11 protein-coding genes are annotated in these 14220 nt (G+C 62.5%); 4 read left to right on the top strand and 7 right to left on the bottom strand.

What is annotated here, in order from left to right:
- Positions 1-34 precede the first annotated feature (34 nt).
- Positions 35-1336 carry a helix-turn-helix domain-containing protein gene (locus tag AC1DQR_RS24050; protein WP_477133923.1) on the top strand — a complete coding sequence of 434 codons (1302 nt, stop codon included), beginning with the start codon at positions 35-37 and terminating at the stop codon, positions 1334-1336.
- Positions 1337-1483: 147 nt separating this feature from the next.
- Here AC1DQR_RS24050 and AC1DQR_RS24045 read toward each other — a convergent pair whose 3' ends face one another.
- Both AC1DQR_RS24045 and AC1DQR_RS24040 read right to left on the bottom strand, forming a co-directional pair.
- On the bottom strand, positions 1484-1981 hold the full coding sequence (locus tag AC1DQR_RS24045) for a hypothetical protein (RefSeq protein ID WP_416050659.1): 498 nt from the start codon (positions 1979-1981) through the stop codon (positions 1484-1486).
- Between the two features lie 16 nt (positions 1982-1997).
- Positions 1998-3647, bottom strand: a complete 1650-nt coding sequence (locus tag AC1DQR_RS24040; RefSeq protein ID WP_477133922.1) for a S8 family serine peptidase — start codon at positions 3645-3647, stop codon at positions 1998-2000.
- Positions 3648-4476: 829 nt separating this feature from the next.
- Here AC1DQR_RS24040 and AC1DQR_RS24035 point away from each other — a divergent pair.
- Positions 4477-4827: an alpha/beta fold hydrolase gene (locus AC1DQR_RS24035; protein WP_477133921.1), complete on the top strand. Its 351-nt coding sequence runs from the start codon at positions 4477-4479 to the stop codon at positions 4825-4827.
- Positions 4828-4960: 133 nt separating this feature from the next.
- Here the strand turns inward: AC1DQR_RS24035 and AC1DQR_RS24030 are convergent, their stop codons facing one another.
- From AC1DQR_RS24030 to AC1DQR_RS24020, 3 genes are all read right to left on the bottom strand, one after another.
- Complete coding sequence (locus tag AC1DQR_RS24030; protein WP_477133920.1) at positions 4961-6682, bottom strand: dipeptidase; 1722 nt, start codon at positions 6680-6682, stop codon at positions 4961-4963.
- 85 nt (positions 6683-6767) lie between these two features.
- Positions 6768-7034, bottom strand: a complete 267-nt coding sequence (locus AC1DQR_RS24025; RefSeq protein ID WP_416050654.1) for a cupin domain-containing protein — start codon at positions 7032-7034, stop codon at positions 6768-6770.
- Positions 7035-7242: 208 nt separating this feature from the next.
- Positions 7243-7977 (bottom strand): XpsR family transcriptional regulator, encoded by a 735-nt coding sequence (locus AC1DQR_RS24020; protein WP_416050653.1) that lies wholly within the window; start codon positions 7975-7977, stop codon positions 7243-7245.
- A 1259-nt stretch (positions 7978-9236) separates the two neighbouring features.
- Between AC1DQR_RS24020 and AC1DQR_RS24015 the strand changes: the two genes are divergently transcribed.
- Both AC1DQR_RS24015 and AC1DQR_RS24010 read left to right on the top strand, forming a co-directional pair.
- Complete coding sequence (locus AC1DQR_RS24015; protein ID WP_477133919.1) at positions 9237-9968, top strand: sulfite exporter TauE/SafE family protein; 732 nt, start codon at positions 9237-9239, stop codon at positions 9966-9968.
- 480 nt (positions 9969-10448) lie between these two features.
- A complete protein-coding gene (locus AC1DQR_RS24010) occupies positions 10449-11423 on the top strand; it encodes a YeiH family protein (RefSeq protein ID WP_477133918.1) in 975 nt (324 codons plus the stop codon).
- Between the two features lie 91 nt (positions 11424-11514).
- On the opposite strand, the gene AC1DQR_RS24005 is transcribed toward AC1DQR_RS24010, so the two are convergent.
- Both AC1DQR_RS24005 and AC1DQR_RS24000 read right to left on the bottom strand, forming a co-directional pair.
- Positions 11515-13053: a flavin-containing monooxygenase gene (locus AC1DQR_RS24005; protein ID WP_477133917.1), complete on the bottom strand. Its 1539-nt coding sequence runs from the start codon at positions 13051-13053 to the stop codon at positions 11515-11517.
- Between the two features lie 137 nt (positions 13054-13190).
- Positions 13191-14186 carry a Bug family tripartite tricarboxylate transporter substrate binding protein gene (locus AC1DQR_RS24000; protein WP_477133916.1) on the bottom strand — a complete coding sequence of 332 codons (996 nt, stop codon included), beginning with the start codon at positions 14184-14186 and terminating at the stop codon, positions 13191-13193.
- Between the last annotated feature and the right edge of the window lie 34 nt (positions 14187-14220).

Raw genomic sequence — 14220 nt, 5'->3', positions numbered from 1 at the left:
CAACGCCCCACGCGGTCCCGGTGGGGCGTTTTTTTTGGAGCAAGCCGCCGCGCTAACGCATGGCCTCGTCCATTCGATATCATGTGCCCTGCAGCGGCACCAGCGCGCACGCTACGGCATGGCATCACACCCGGGTGGGGCGGACAGGGTGCCGATGCGCAGCGCGCCGAAGCCTTTTACCGCTCCCCCAAAAAAAAGGAATCGCGTGGCAGGCCCAGCATCAGCACAGATGACAGCGGAGTCCGAAACCAGCGCGCAGGCTGGCGGCGGCGCGGCGACGCCGCCGCCGCAAGTGCATGTCCGGCTTGATGGGCGGGCACTTCCCGACGCCGGCGAACTCTGGCGCGCAGCGCTATCGCCGCTCTTTGACGTCGAAATTGGCGCCGCGCCCGACGCGTTTTCGGCCGAACTGAAGGGCGTCCATCTGGGCGACAGCCTGATCGCCCGTGTCGGGGGCTCCGTGGCGCATCGCTTCAAGCGGGGCAGCGTCGAGATCCGGCGCAGCAATATCGACCACATCCTGATCCAGCTTTACGTCACGGGCGGCGTTCAGGGCGAGTATGGCAACCGGCCGTTCCATGCGAGCGAGGGATCGATCAGCCTGCTCGACCTGGGGCGGACGTTGGATAGCCGGACGCCGGCGTTCTCGAACATCACCCTCACCGTGCCGCGCGACCGCCTTCCCGCCGCGCTGAGGAGCTGCAACCTGCACGGCACCGTGCTGGATGCCGGCCAGGGTTCCACACGCTTGCTGGCGTCTCACCTGTCGCAACTCATGCTGGCCGGCGCCAGCCTGACAGCGCAGGAGATGGCCGCATCGGTCACCGCGGCGCTGATCATGCTGGAGGGCAGCGGCGCCAAGCTGCGCGATAGCGAGCCCGAAGTGCAAACGGCGGCACGCCGCAGCATGCGCAAGCTGGTACGGCGCTACATCGAACAACATCTGGCCACGGAAGCGCTCTCGCCGGAGCAGGTTGCCAGCGTCTTTCGCCTGTCGCGAGCCAGCCTCTACCGGCTGTTCGAGAGCGACGGCGGCGTGAACGCCTACATCCAGGGCAGGCGGCTGGATCGCTGCTTCGATGAACTGGCCCGATCCAAGGGCAGCGGGCTCAGTATCGCCGAGCTGGCATATCGTTACGGCTATTCCAATGAGAGCACGTTCAGCCGCGCCTTTCGCCGCCGCTTCAGCCTGAGTCCGCGGGAGGTGCGCGCGCTCGCGGAGCGTCCCCGCAACAACTGGCCAGCGGCGTCGGCCAGCGGCAGCGAAGCTGCCACCATTAACGAATGGCTGGAGAGCCTCCGCAGCGAAATCACCGCCATCGGCGCCGGCGCCTGATAGCAAGGCCTCAGCCCTCGATGTCGATCACCTGCCCGCCGCACTGCATGTAGCACGCCAGGCACGTACCGTGACAACGACAGGGCCCGAGGCAGCCGGGGTCTTCAAACGCGGCAAGAAGGGGTGGCTCCGGCCGCGAAAGCCGGCTCAGCGCACCTTGGGCTTGCCATACCGGATCGGAACATCGACCGTGGCCCCTGGCGCAAGCAGGGTCTTGAGCTGTTCCCTGGCGCTGACCGCGTCCTGGAACGTAGCAAACGTCAACTGGCTGATGCGCATGTGGTCGAAGTACTGGACCCCGATTGCGGCGTGGCTTAGCTTGCCGATCGTCTGCTGGACTTCCTGGGTCGACACTTGCGAAACAACCACCTCGTTGCGGCTTTCGCCCACAACACCGCGATCGTTGACGACCAGCGTCACCGCACTGCCCACGGCTCCCGCGCTTTTCGCTGCGGCCGAGGCCGGCAGCGTCTGGAACGACTGGCTGCCAAGGCGAACGACCGTGGTGCCCGCAAGGCTCTTCAATTGGGCGGGCGACAGCTGTTGCCCAGCCACGTAAGTCGACGCGCCCGCGTAGCACAGCGTGGTGGCCAGCGCCGCGACGCCGCACAGCAAGACCCTGAAGGACAAATTCATTTTCATCATTATTCTCCTCGCCCCGTTATTTCGCGGCAATCACACGGTATTCAACAGCCAAGGGCTTGCCGAGCTTGACGCTGACACCATCGGCTTCCGGCTGGAAACTGCTGCACGTGCCGGGCGCAGCGGTGGCCGGCATCACGCTGACCGCATACACCTCCCAATTCCCGGCGGCGTTCTCGCCATGGAATGCATAGCTGCCTAGCCCGTAGCTTTTCACTTCCGGAACGCCCGTGCTGTAGTAGCTGTTGTATGGAACAGCGAGTGCGGAAATGGTCCCGGAGGGCGATTTGACAAAAACGCCAACGCTGCCGACGCAGATGGAGCCGCTCAGTCTCAGCTGCAGGGCATCCACCTTGTCATTGCCGCCGACCGTGAACTGCCCCAGTTTCTGGACCGAGCCGTACTTGAGCTGGGCGCTATCGGCGAACGCCTTGGTGAAGTCGCCAATGGCCAGGGTTGCCGGCTTGTAGGCACTGTATGCCTTCGCCAGCCTGACAGCGGCCGCGGCATCCGCCAGGCCGAAGCCGTACCAGTTCGAGTAGTAGTTGCCCGCGGCATTCTTTTGCCAGCCCAGGTCCAGCCGTGCCGTTTGGCTGCCATCGACGAGGCTGGCATCTTCGCTGGCGGTGAATGTCCCCTGCTTCAGGTCAAGCCGGAGATTCCGGTTGTTGCGCGAGCCATAGTCCGGATCGATTCTCCTGGCGGTTACGCGCAGAATCTCGCGCACGTCTCGCCACGTCAGGTTTGGATTTGCCGCCAGCATCAGTGAAACCACCCCTGAAATGGTCGGGGTGGCGGCCGAGGTGCCATTCATGCTGGAATAGTCGCAGTTCGGGTTATCTTTCTTGTTGGTTGCGCTGCCGCCAATGCTGAATGCGTTGGTGAGTTCCAGGAAGTTGCGGCTATAGCCTCTCGCGCAAGAGGTCAGGTCGGTCGAGAAGATCATCGGGCCGGAGCCGAGCTCTCCGTATTGCCCCGCTTCTCCGAATTCACCGCCAAGCCCGGTGATCCAGTTGACCGCCCCGGCGTTGGAGTAGCTTGACTTGATGCCCTTGGCGTTGGCCGCGCCGACCAGGATGACGCCCGGCTCCAGCGCCTCTGTGTCGTTCGCGGGATTCTCGCAACTGATGACGCCGCTTATCCCATCGATATTGGGGCAGAACCTGGGATTGTCGCCCCCGGTGTTGTTGTACTCATTGCCTGAGGCCTTCACCATGACCAGGCCCTTGCCGCTTCTCAGATTTGGAAAGGCCCTGATGACGGAACTGCTCCCGGATTCAGTGTCGTACTCGTCCGGCACCACGGGATTGCCTCCGTACGATGCATTGATGATGTGGGCATTCCTGGACCAGTCGGCACCGCCGTAGGCCTGCAAGATATTGGCATTCGCGGTGCCGATGAAACGCGCGCCGCCCAGGGTGGCGCGGGGCGCGATGCCAATCACGCCTTTCCCGTTCTGCGCCGCGCTGATGATGCCGGCCACATGGGTGCCATGGGCCTGTGCAATGTTATTGGGGATATCGGCGGGCGTGGGGTTGTTGGTGCCGTCGTCAAAGTTGTAAGTCATCGACCTGTTCACATTGGCGGCCAGGTCCTCATTGCCGATATCGACGCCGTCGTCGAGCACCAGGACATTGACGCCCTGGCCTTTGATGCCCGCGGCATGCACGTCTTCCACGTTGAGATCGGTGACGCCATCCGCGATCCCTGAGAAAGACTTGAAGTAGCTGGTGGCCTGCTTGAGCGCCCATTGGTAGATGTAGAGCGGCTCCGTGGCCCCGGTCTGGCAGGCGAACTTCGCATCCACGCCGGTTTCGGCGCAGGTGGACGCCGGAGGCACCGGCGTGGGCGTGGGCGCGGCGGGCGTCTGAGCGTTCGCGGCCGCGTTCTCTGGATTGTCGCCCCCGCATGCCGCGAGCGCGGCGGCGGCCAGGAGTGTCAGCGATATTAATGTCGTCCTACTTTTCAGCATGAGATTTCCCGCCTTCAATATTGTGTTTTCAGTACGCTATGGCTCGCACCGGGCGCATCCCGCAGGAACTGCATGGTGTCGGCAAGCCGCGGCGCTGCGCCGCACACAAGCTGCGCTGCCGGGCTGCTATCGAGAACCCTTGGGGTGGCCTGGTCGTGCGCGGCCAGGTGCCGGCAAGCGAGTCGTGCTTGCCATCGAAGGTCGCGTGCCACTCAGGCCCGGGGCCGCGCTCTTGCTAGATGGGTGGCGCGTACCACGAACCGGCGCCAATTTTTGCAGAGTTATCGTTTCGTCACTTGACGCTGTGTCTCACAAAAACCGACGTTTCGTCTCACATGAGGGGGCAGGGCCGTGTTCAACGGGGTGGTTGCCCGTGGCGGCCATGATTCAGGATGGCGAGCGTTTCCATCGTCGTGCCAAGCGTGATTGCTAAGCAGATAGGCCCAGCCGGCGTAGCAGGAAATCGATCTGGACGCGCACACGCCGAGGCATGTGGCGATTTGATGGGTAGATACTTACGCGTCCAATGCGCAATATGCTCCCACTGATCCTCTTGCCTGCCATGCCGTGTGACGCGCGCTTGTATCGCGCCCAGCTTGAAGGCTTGTCGGATATCGTCGACCCGGAAGTCAAAATCCTCGCGGAGGAGAGTTTCGCCGCGAGTGCCAATCTTCTGCTATCCCAGGTCAAAGGCCGCTTTATCGTGGCCGGTACCGCATACGGCGGTTGTCTCGCCATGGAGGTACTTGCCAGAGCCCCGGATCGCGTGGCAGGGCTTTGGCGGATGAACTGCAACCCCGGCACGCATCCGGATCCTGCTGGCGTACGGGCAATCAGTGCACGAATCCGCAACGCAACGATGAACATGCCGCGGTGACGCAGGAATTCGCCAAGAAGGCGATTCCGCCGACCGACACGCTCTCGCGAGCGATGTTCGTGCAGATGGCACGGGATTGCGGGGCGGCGCTGTTTGCAACGCAATGCGGCCCCCGGTCGCCGCAGCAGCAGCCTCACTGCATCGTCTTCAGATCCCCGATGCGGATCAGCATCTCGGTGAACATCTGCATGTCCAGGTCCAGGTCGGCGACTTCCTTGTACTCCTTGGCGTTGTGCGCGGTGTACTTCTTGCCGGGCATGGCGGGGCCGAAATTGATGGCATTTGGCATCAGCTTGGCGGTGGTGCTGCCGGCGGTGGGCACGGGCTTGGCTTCCAGCCCCGTGGTGTCGCCGAAGATGTTGAGCAGCGTGGACAGCCACGCGCCTTTAGGGTCGCGTGCCATCCAGTCGCCCTGGTCGTGGCCGATGGTCAGCGTTGCGTGGTTGGCGGCAGCCCAGGCGTTGATCTTGTCGGCTATGGCCTTGGACAGCGCTTGCGGCGTGTTGCCGCGCGGCATGCGCACGTTGGTGGTGACTTCCAGCTGGCCATTTTTTTCCTGGACGAGGTTGGGCGACAGGGTGAGCGGGCCCATGAAGTCGTCTTTGTAGGCCACGCCCATCTTCTCGCCGAGGTAGCCCGTGCCATACAGGTCGTCGAGGTACTTCGCTGCGCGGGCGTAGTGGTTGTCGGCCAGCGCGATGCCGGATTCCCGCAGGAACAGCGTCAGGCGCGGCAGGGGATTCACGCCTTCCTCGGGCCGGGAGCCGTGGGCGGAACTGCCGGTGACCTTGACCTCCAGGCTGTCGGCGCGCTGGGTGATATCGATGGCGAACTTGCCCTGCGGCGAGTACTTCTCGATAAAGGCGGCGCGTGCGGCTTCAAGCCGGGCGCGGGCCGCGTTCAGGTCGCCGCCCTTGAGTTGCGCGCTCGCGGTCTGCGGCACGGCGTTGGCGGCGGCTGCGCCGCTCATGCCGACGATGGCGGTGGCGTTGCCGTCGGTGGCCTGCACGGGGAAGAACACCTTCAGGCTGCCCGAGCCTTTCTCGGCCACCACGGCGGGGTATTTGCTGTCGAGCACGATGTTGTACTCGGGCAGCTTGGTGTGCTGCCGGTAGTACTTCATGCCGTCGCCGCCCGTCTCCTCGGTGGTCTCGATCATCAGCCGGATGGTGCGGTTGAGCTTCAGCCCGCTTTCCTTCACGGTTTTCATCGCGTACAGCACGGTGGCAATCGAGCCCTTGTCGTCGATGGTGCCGCGGCCGTACAGATAATCACCCACGCGCGTGACCTTGAACGGATCGAGCTTGGTGCCGTCGTCCAGCACCCATTCGTCCGCCACGGCAGGGACGACGTCGGCATGGGTAAGCAAGCCGAATTCTTCCTTGCCGGTGCCCGGTAGCGTGACTTCGAACACGCGGTTGTCGACATTGCGGAAGGTGAGGCCGAAGTCCTTGGCCATGCCTTCCACCAGGTTGCCGAAGGCGATGATGGCGGGGTTCTCGTGCTGCGGGATCTTGTCGTCGCGCACGGTGCGCAAGGCCACCATGCGCTCAATGGCGCCGATCACCGCCTGGTGGTTGTGAATCCGGTTATAGAGGCCCAGCAAGCGCCCGATATTGGTCAGGTCGTCGCCGTGCAGCGGCGCGCGCTTTCGATAGGCGGCGACACTGCCTGCCAGCGAAGGATCGGCCTTGGCTGCCGCACTCAGGAATGCGTTGAAATCGGCTGGCGGGCTGGCCTGCGCGGCGGCGGCAAGTGCGTCGAGGCGGGGCTTCTTCAGCGTGTCCGCGAGGGCGGGCTGCCCCACGGTCAGCGTGAGCAGGGCTAGCGATGCGAGCAAGGTCGAGCGTTTCATGGGCCGGGCTCCCAAAAACGGAGGATGTTCGCATGAGTTGGCCAGCTGGTGCAAATCCCGACGGGCGGCCGGCAGCCGCGGCGCGCTATTTCCTGCCGACCATGTACTTCACGCCCTGTGGCCCGTAGCGCTCCGAATGCGCTTCGTTGGCGCGCAAGTGGAATTCATCCCCGGCCCGGAAGGCTTGTTCCTCGCCTTCGGTGGCCAGGTAAAGCATCCCTTCGAGAATCAGCGCCCTGGCTTCGAAGGGATGCGCATGGACGTCAAGAGATCCGTTAGCCTCGCGGGTGACGGTGACGACTTCCCGGAACCCCTCGCGGGCGAGGAGACCGGCAAAGGCTTCAGGATCCATGGCTGCCCCCTGTCCGTGCGCTTGGTTCGGTCTTTGAATATAGGCGTAATCCGTAGGCCCGGCGCAAGCTTGCTGCTTCTGGAAGCATGGATCCGGTCGCCTGGAAGGCACATTGGCTCCCTACGCCCGGCGCTATTGGTGTCATCAGGCGTGCCGGGCTTTCCAGGCGCATGGCCGTGGCCGGCGGGCTGAACCATGGCTCCGGCGGCTACATGGCCTGGGGTACGAAATTGGATCGGGGTTGGCGCGCGTCCCCTGGGTCAGGGTGGTGATGCCGTTGGGCAGGATATCCGCCGCTGGGCAGTCCGCCAGATGCATTTCCGGCCAACAGCGCATTCAGGCTCTCCGGCAATCTGCCCGGACCGCGTGCCGCCGCGCAAGGGTGATCGAAGTCGCTCGGCGCCAGGCTGGCGCCGAGCAGCTTGCCGAACGCGTTGAGCTGCACGTCGGAGGTCAGCCCCGCGCTACCCGCCAGTGCGGGGCAGACGATCCACGTGGTGCCATCCCTCTTGTAGATGTGCAGGAGCCTTACCTGGTCTGCCGGCTGCAATTGCCGCTCTTCACATGCGACCTGCTCGAGCCCAAATGCGCGTACGAAGTCGTCAGCCTGGCGATAGCCGATGCAGACGACCACCTTGGGCCGCCAGTGCGCGCAGAGCGTACGCAGGAAGCGGAATCGCCCGCCATGCCGGCACAGGTCCAGGTAGCGATCCTTGGGCACGAGCTCGGACTGGCCGCGGAACACTTTGGACCAGGGTGTCAGGCCATCGAGCATGACAGGCAAGGGAAACAGGTTCAGCTTGAATTGCGCGCCGTCGGGTGCGTAGAGCTCGTCCCGGTAGTACGCCTTCCAGTCATTGTCATCCAGCCGGATACCGAGCGCTTGCGCGCGCGCCGCGGCCATGATGCGGGCAATGCGCTGGTGGTTCAGCCATTTGCCCATGTCTTCCCGATGTTTCGCGCGAAACGCCGTATCCCATGCCGGTGGCTCCGTGCGCGGCCGTAACGGCCCCGCCAGGCGCTCGTACCAGGGATGCGGGCTTCTGTCGCAGATCCAGAGATTGGCCCTCGGGTTTCCGCCTTCCATCCCTACGTACGAGGCAAAGTAATTGTCCAGTTCCTGACGCGTGAATACCCCTGTGTGCTGCACTTTTTGCCCCCTACCTTCTGGTGGGACCCCGTTTTCACCGATTCCACAACGTGCCGCCCGGCGCTTGCAGCGCCGCGTGTGCCGCGTGGTTGTTTAATGTGTCCGGCAGGTCGGCTACACGGTGCGGTGGTTCCCCCTCCCGCGCCGGTTGCGGCCTCGCTCGTTGTATTTGTCTTAGACGGTGCTGGAAACTGAAAATAGCCAGTTCATGCCTGTCGGCCTGATCTGTTCATATTCCGAGTTACTTCCCACGGTAAATCGATATGAAATAAATAAAATGCTAAATATTCAATTGCTGCGACGCACTATATCCGAGATCATTTGTGGCACACATTGCAATATTTTAATGTCTGACATAAAAACGATGGAATGCCAGGTATTACGGCGTATCTATTATTTTCATCCCCTCTGATGGGGGGATTCGTTTTTTGAAAACGCCCCTGGATTGACACGTCCTGGCCCTTCAAACGGAGTGAAGAAAGGGAAAAAGGGGTGTAGGCCGGGGAGATCGCCTACACCCTCAAGGGATGGCAACAACAGGGTCGATCGAGTTGCCGTTGGTAAGTGTGCTGCAGTACAGCAATTTCAGTACCCTTCTGAAAGAGGGTGGATACCAGCCAGCAGAGTGGGGAGCGGGTGCCGGTTGCGACCGCACGGCTGAAGTTCCTTTTGCCCCAGGTTTGTCAGTTTTTCAGGGCGCGCTTCGGGCCGCCCTTTTGCGACCTAAGCCGAGCCGCCAGGACGTCCACCGGAACCGGGGCGAAGCCGGTGACGATGGTCACCGCGTTTGTGTCCGGGCGGCTGATCTGCCGAAGCCAAGGAAAGGAACCCCTGTGGCGTGCCAATGCGATGGCCCCAGCAACGCGACGCGGGCATGGCGCTCTCCTGCAAGAGTGCCTCTGGCACCATCGAAATGACGCCACTGGCACTATACGTGCGTCATGAATGTTGCGAATATGCTGGCCCTCTCCTTGGGGGTATGTCGTCTTGCGTGCACGGTAGCGATCGATTTTGCCTTCATATTTTCTTGTCTACCGCGAATAAAGCGACGCATGAGTTTTGTCGATTCCCCTTCCGTACTGGGATGTCTTGCCTTGATCTGCATGGTGGCCGGTTTGGCTAAAGGCATGACCGGATTTGGCGGTGCACTTGTCATGGCGCCCTTGTTCGGGTTGCTGATCCCAGCCCCCGAGGTCGGTGTCCTGATCGTGCTGATACATCTAGCGACCTCGCTGCAGGGCGTGCGCAATTGGGCTAGCGCGGCGCGCTGGCGCACTGTGATTCCGCTCGCGCTGATCGCCACGGGCTGCGCCGCCGTGACGACGCGTTGGTTGGTAAACGACAGCGGGGTCGATCTGCGTCGGATCGTCGCGGTCGCAGTCCTCCTTTCCACGTTGATGCACATCAGGGGCTGGCGCTGGCTGCACGATAGCGGCTGGCGTCCCACCTTTACCGCCGGCGCCATCAGCGGTGCGCTGACTGTATTGGGGGGCATCGGCGGTCCACCGATCGTCTACTATCTCAATGGCATCGGGCAGGGCGCAACTCTGCGCGCGAATCTCCTCGCTTATTTCGCGGTGCTGTATGTCGGCGTGGTTGCCTTGTTTGTGGTCGAGCGTCAGGTTCACACATCACAGCTCTATTCGACAGCGCTGCTTGTGCCAATGTTCGCCCTTGGTGCCTTTGTTGGGGAGCGGCTATGCAAGAGGCTACCCTCGCGCAGGCTCGAGCACATCGTAAGCGGTTTGCTACTGACTTCCGGCCTGATCGCATTGGTGGCATGAAGCGCTGTGTTGTCGTTACGGGCACAAACTGAACTGGGACTTACCAGCGGTTTGTGGCGCAGTCTCAGCTCGATAAGCGTCCCGCTATTTGCGCTTTCACGTAGTGACAGAAGTTATCGCTTGGCCTTGCTGCCCGATATGCCGACGCTGCGGGAAGCCGGCGTAGCAGGCTTTGACATGGCATCGGGCTGGCATTGCGCGTTCGCGGACAAGTGCGTTCCCCCCGTACGTGACCCCCGCCGTGATCTGAATTCGTCACTTGATTGTGCGTGGCTAGCTGAAGTCCAGCCTTGTCGAAGTAGAGCCGCCGCCGCCCATCCCCTGCGGCGGCTTTTTTTTGTGCACTTCGTGCCAGCCCAGGAGCGTCCTTATCGATTTTTTCAATAGCAATAACCCAAAAATGGCGTTGGCTCCGATATGCGGTATGGGCATATCGTTATGCCAAATTCATCTAAGAAGGTGCTGCACATGGCGTTCAGAATGCTCTCGACCAAGTCCTCCTTCCCCGGACTCCTCCTGGTCGTCGCCGTAGCGGTGCCTGCTGCGTTACTTGGCAAGCTGGTTCCAATACTTGGCGGTGCTGTCTTCGGCATGCTGCTTGGTGTGCTCTGCCGAGCCTTTCTCAAGCCGGGCGACCAATACAAGTCAGGTATCCAGTTCGCCTCCAAGCAGATGCTGCAATACTCGATCATCGGACTGGGCTTCAGCCTGCCGCTGCACGAGGTCGTGCAGACCGGGCTGAGGTCGCTGCCGGTCTCGCTGGTCACGCTAGCGGTCGCCTTCGCCGCCGCCATCATCGCCGGCCGCATCCTGCGCATCCCTGAGAAGCTCAAGATCCTGATCGGCGCCGGCACCGCCATTTGCGGCGGATCGGCTATTGCGGCAATCGCGCCTGTGCTCCAGCCCGACGATCACGACATGACGTATGCGCTGTCCACGATCTTCATGTTCAACGTGGTGGCCGTCGTCATTTTCCCTATTCTTGGCAAGATGCTTGGCATGTCCGATGCCGGATTCGGCCTCTGGGCCGGAACCGCGATCAATGACACGTCCTCGGTCGTCGCAGCCGGCTATGCCTGGAGTTCGGCCGCGGGCGAATTCGCGACGATCGTCAAGCTGACGCGCGCCATGATGATCGTGCCGGTCACGCTGGTGATCGCGCTGATCTGCCAGCGCAATCAGCCTGGCGGGTCGATGCGTCGTGCCATTCCGTGGTTCATTGTCTTCTTCGTCCTGGCTTCGGCTGTCAATGAATGGCTGCCATCTGGCCTGACACATGCGATCCAGTTGATGACCCCGTTCCTGGTCGTCGGCGCCCTCACCGGGGTAGGCCTGAGTACCGACATCGACAGGCTGAAGCGCGCTGGGGCACGACCGCTGCTGCTTGGCCTGATCGTGTGGGTCAGCGTGGCGATGAGCAGCCTGGTCATGCAACACATTGCCGGGACGCTGTGACCAATAGCGTCCTGCGTGTCGGGAGGGTCAGCGGCAGCGCCGCAGCCGATCGAAGATAAGGAGGGCGTTGCAACCCTGCTGTCCGGTGCCGTCAAGCAAGCGGTGGCTTGGCGCCTCCTGGCAATTCGCATGTGTAGTCGAAGACCGCATCATCGAGATCGATGGTGGGGAATTCGTCCTTCTCTGCCCAATAATCCTGAGTATGCTGCCACTCGCGTTTGCTGCCCCGCTTGGGGAGCAGATGCATGCCGCGCATCAGGTAGCCGGGATTGAAGTTCTCCGGGTCCACCCATGACCCAAGCGTCATGTTCTCGTCCTCGGGCCGCAGCGTCGGCATGACCCTGCTCGCGCCCTTGCTTTTCATGTGGCGAAGCAGCCGGCAGACGAAGTCGCCGATCAGGTCAGCGCGCAAGGTCCAGCTCGCACGGAAGTATCCGAAGACCCAGACCAGATTGGGCACGCCTGTGAACATCATCCCGCGGTAGGTGACGGTGTCGGAGAAGCTCAGAGGCTTGTCGTCGATGGTGAAGGCGATGTCGCCGAGCACACTCAGATCAAAGCCCGTGGCCGTGACGATAATATCGGCGTCCAACGTCTGGCCGGATTTCAGCTCGACGCCGGTTTCCACGAACTGCTCGATCTCGTCGGTGACGATCGAGGCCTTGCCGTCGCGCACACCCTGGAACAGGTCTGCGTCCGGGATGAAGGCGATGCGCTGCCGCCATGGCCGATAGCGCGGCGTAAAGTGCGTGTCGACATCGAATTCCGGGCCGAGATGGGCCCGCACGCCGGCGAGCAACTCCTGCTTGACCACCTCCGGCTCTTCCCGGGCGCGACGCGTGAACTCGGCCTGATCGTGCAGGATCTTACGGCGCACAATCTCGTGGATCCACGTCTCGTCGATTTCCAGTTGCCGCAGTTCGTTGGCAAGCACGTTGGCGTTGYGCCCTGTGAAGAAATAGGTCGGGGAACGCTGGAGCATGGTGACATGCGCGCATGTCCCGGCGAGCGTCGGCACGAGCGTTGCTGCCGTGGCGCCCGAGCCGATGATGAGGACCTTCTTGCCTTCGTAGGCCAGATTCTCGGGCCATGTTTGCGGGTGGACGATCTGTCCCTTGAAGGACTGCATGTTCCGCCATTCCGGCGTGTAGCCCTGCGAGTGCCTGAAGTAGCCCTGGCACATCCAGAGAAAATTGGTGGTGAACCGGACCATCTCGCCGGTGTCGGTCCGCTCTGCCTCGATGGTCCAGAGATTGTCCTGGCTCGACCACGATGCCGAGCGGATGGCATGCCGATAGCGGATGTGCCGGTCGAGCCCGTTCTCCTCGATGACCTCGCCCATGTACGAACGGATTTCCGCCGCAGTAGCGATCGGTGCGCCAGTCCAGGGCTTGAAGCGATAACCGAAGGTGTAGAGGTCGCTGTCGGAGCGGATGCCGGGATAGCGATGCGTGTGCCAGGTGCCACCATAGCTTTCCTGTGACTCCAGGACGACGAAGCGCATCTCCGGGCATTGGTCGGCGAGATGATAGGCGGATGCTATCCCCGAGATGCCGGCCCCGACGATCAAGACATCGAAATGCTCGGGCGTCTGCGACCCGGCCTTTTCGGGAAACACGCTCTCTGTCATTTTTTACCCCAACTTGTAGATGAATCGACAGGCCAGGTTCCTGTGGCAGGCTACCAATGCCCGGAAAGACGATCACGCTGCGTGCGACATCTTGGCCTGATCGACCGCCCCTTCATGCTCAGCACCCACGAAGTCAATCAATCCAGCGTCAGATGCGCTGTCTGGATGACTTCTCCCCACCGTTTCCGCTCGCTTGCCACGAATGCGGCGAACTTCTCCGGTGGCTGGCCTCCCGCAACGCCCCCCATTTCGCGAATCTGGGCCAACAGCTCCGGATCGCGCATGATCACGGCAAGCTGCTGCTCCAGCTGGGAGACGATCGCCGGCGGTGTCTTGGCAGCAACGAAGATGCCGATCCACGCAGTCGAGAGGAAACTGTCAAAGCCGGCCTGCGCCATCGTGGGCACCTCTGGCAGGCTCGGCATGCGCTGCGCCGAGGTCACGGCGAGCGCGCGCAGCTTTCCGGAGCGGATATGCGGCAGTGCCTGTGTCAGGTTGTCGAACTGGAATGTCGTCTCTCCTGCCAGCAATGCCGTGGTGGCAGGCGTGGAACCCTTGTATGGCACGTGAATGGCATCGGTGCCGGTGCGCATCTTGAAGAGTTCGCCCACAAGATGGCTGGTCTGGCCAATACCGGCCGAGCCGAAGGAAAATTTGCCGGGTTGTTGCCTGAGTTGCGCGACCAGGTCGGCCACGCTCCTGATGGGCGATTGGGCATTGACCACCAGGACATTGGGAAAGGCAATGATGTCGGTGACCGGGGTCAGATCCGACGGCCCATAGGTGAGGTGCTTGTAGGCGCTGTAGTTGATCGCTTGCGGGCCGACATTGCCTGCCAGCAACGTGTAGCCGTCGGCCGGGGCACGCAGCGCCGCCTGTGTTCCGATGATGCCGCCGCTGCCGGGGCGGTTGTCGACGACGACGGACTGCCCCAGGCGCGCGCTGAGTTTCCTGGCCAGCAGCCGGATTGGAATATCGATCGTCCCACCGGCCGCGCCCGGCACAACGATTGTGACCGGCCGCTTTGGCCATGTCGTATCCGCCTGCGTGCCGGCAGTGGCTGGCAGTGTCGTCGCGGCCAGGGCGCAGACGAGCGAAAGGGCGAGGCGCTTTTCCGGGGGCCATGCATGCATAGGTCTTGTCCTCTCTTGGTTCCGTCGATGTCCT

This window comes from Cupriavidus sp. 05L411 (assembly GCF_056398045.1).
Note: the sequence above shows the minus strand (reverse complement) of the source record. Positions and strands in the feature narration are given on the sequence as shown.

Coding starts and splice junctions, on each gene's coding strand:
- AC1DQR_RS24015 (WP_477133919.1), top strand. CDS start 9,237: ATGAGTTTTGTCGATTCCCCTTCCGTACTGGGATGTCTTGCCTTGATC.
- AC1DQR_RS24020 (WP_416050653.1), bottom strand. CDS start 7,977: ATGGGCAAATGGCTGAACCACCAGCGCATTGCCCGCATCATGGCCGCG.
- AC1DQR_RS24000 (WP_477133916.1), bottom strand. CDS start 14,186: ATGCATGCATGGCCCCCGGAAAAGCGCCTCGCCCTTTCGCTCGTCTGC.
- AC1DQR_RS24035 (WP_477133921.1), top strand. CDS start 4,477: ATGCGCAATATGCTCCCACTGATCCTCTTGCCTGCCATGCCGTGTGAC.
- AC1DQR_RS24010 (WP_477133918.1), top strand. CDS start 10,449: ATGCTCTCGACCAAGTCCTCCTTCCCCGGACTCCTCCTGGTCGTCGCC.
- AC1DQR_RS24030 (WP_477133920.1), bottom strand. CDS start 6,682: ATGAAACGCTCGACCTTGCTCGCATCGCTAGCCCTGCTCACGCTGACC.
- AC1DQR_RS24025 (WP_416050654.1), bottom strand. CDS start 7,034: ATGGATCCTGAAGCCTTTGCCGGTCTCCTCGCCCGCGAGGGGTTCCGG.
- AC1DQR_RS24045 (WP_416050659.1), bottom strand. CDS start 1,981: ATGATGAAAATGAATTTGTCCTTCAGGGTCTTGCTGTGCGGCGTCGCG.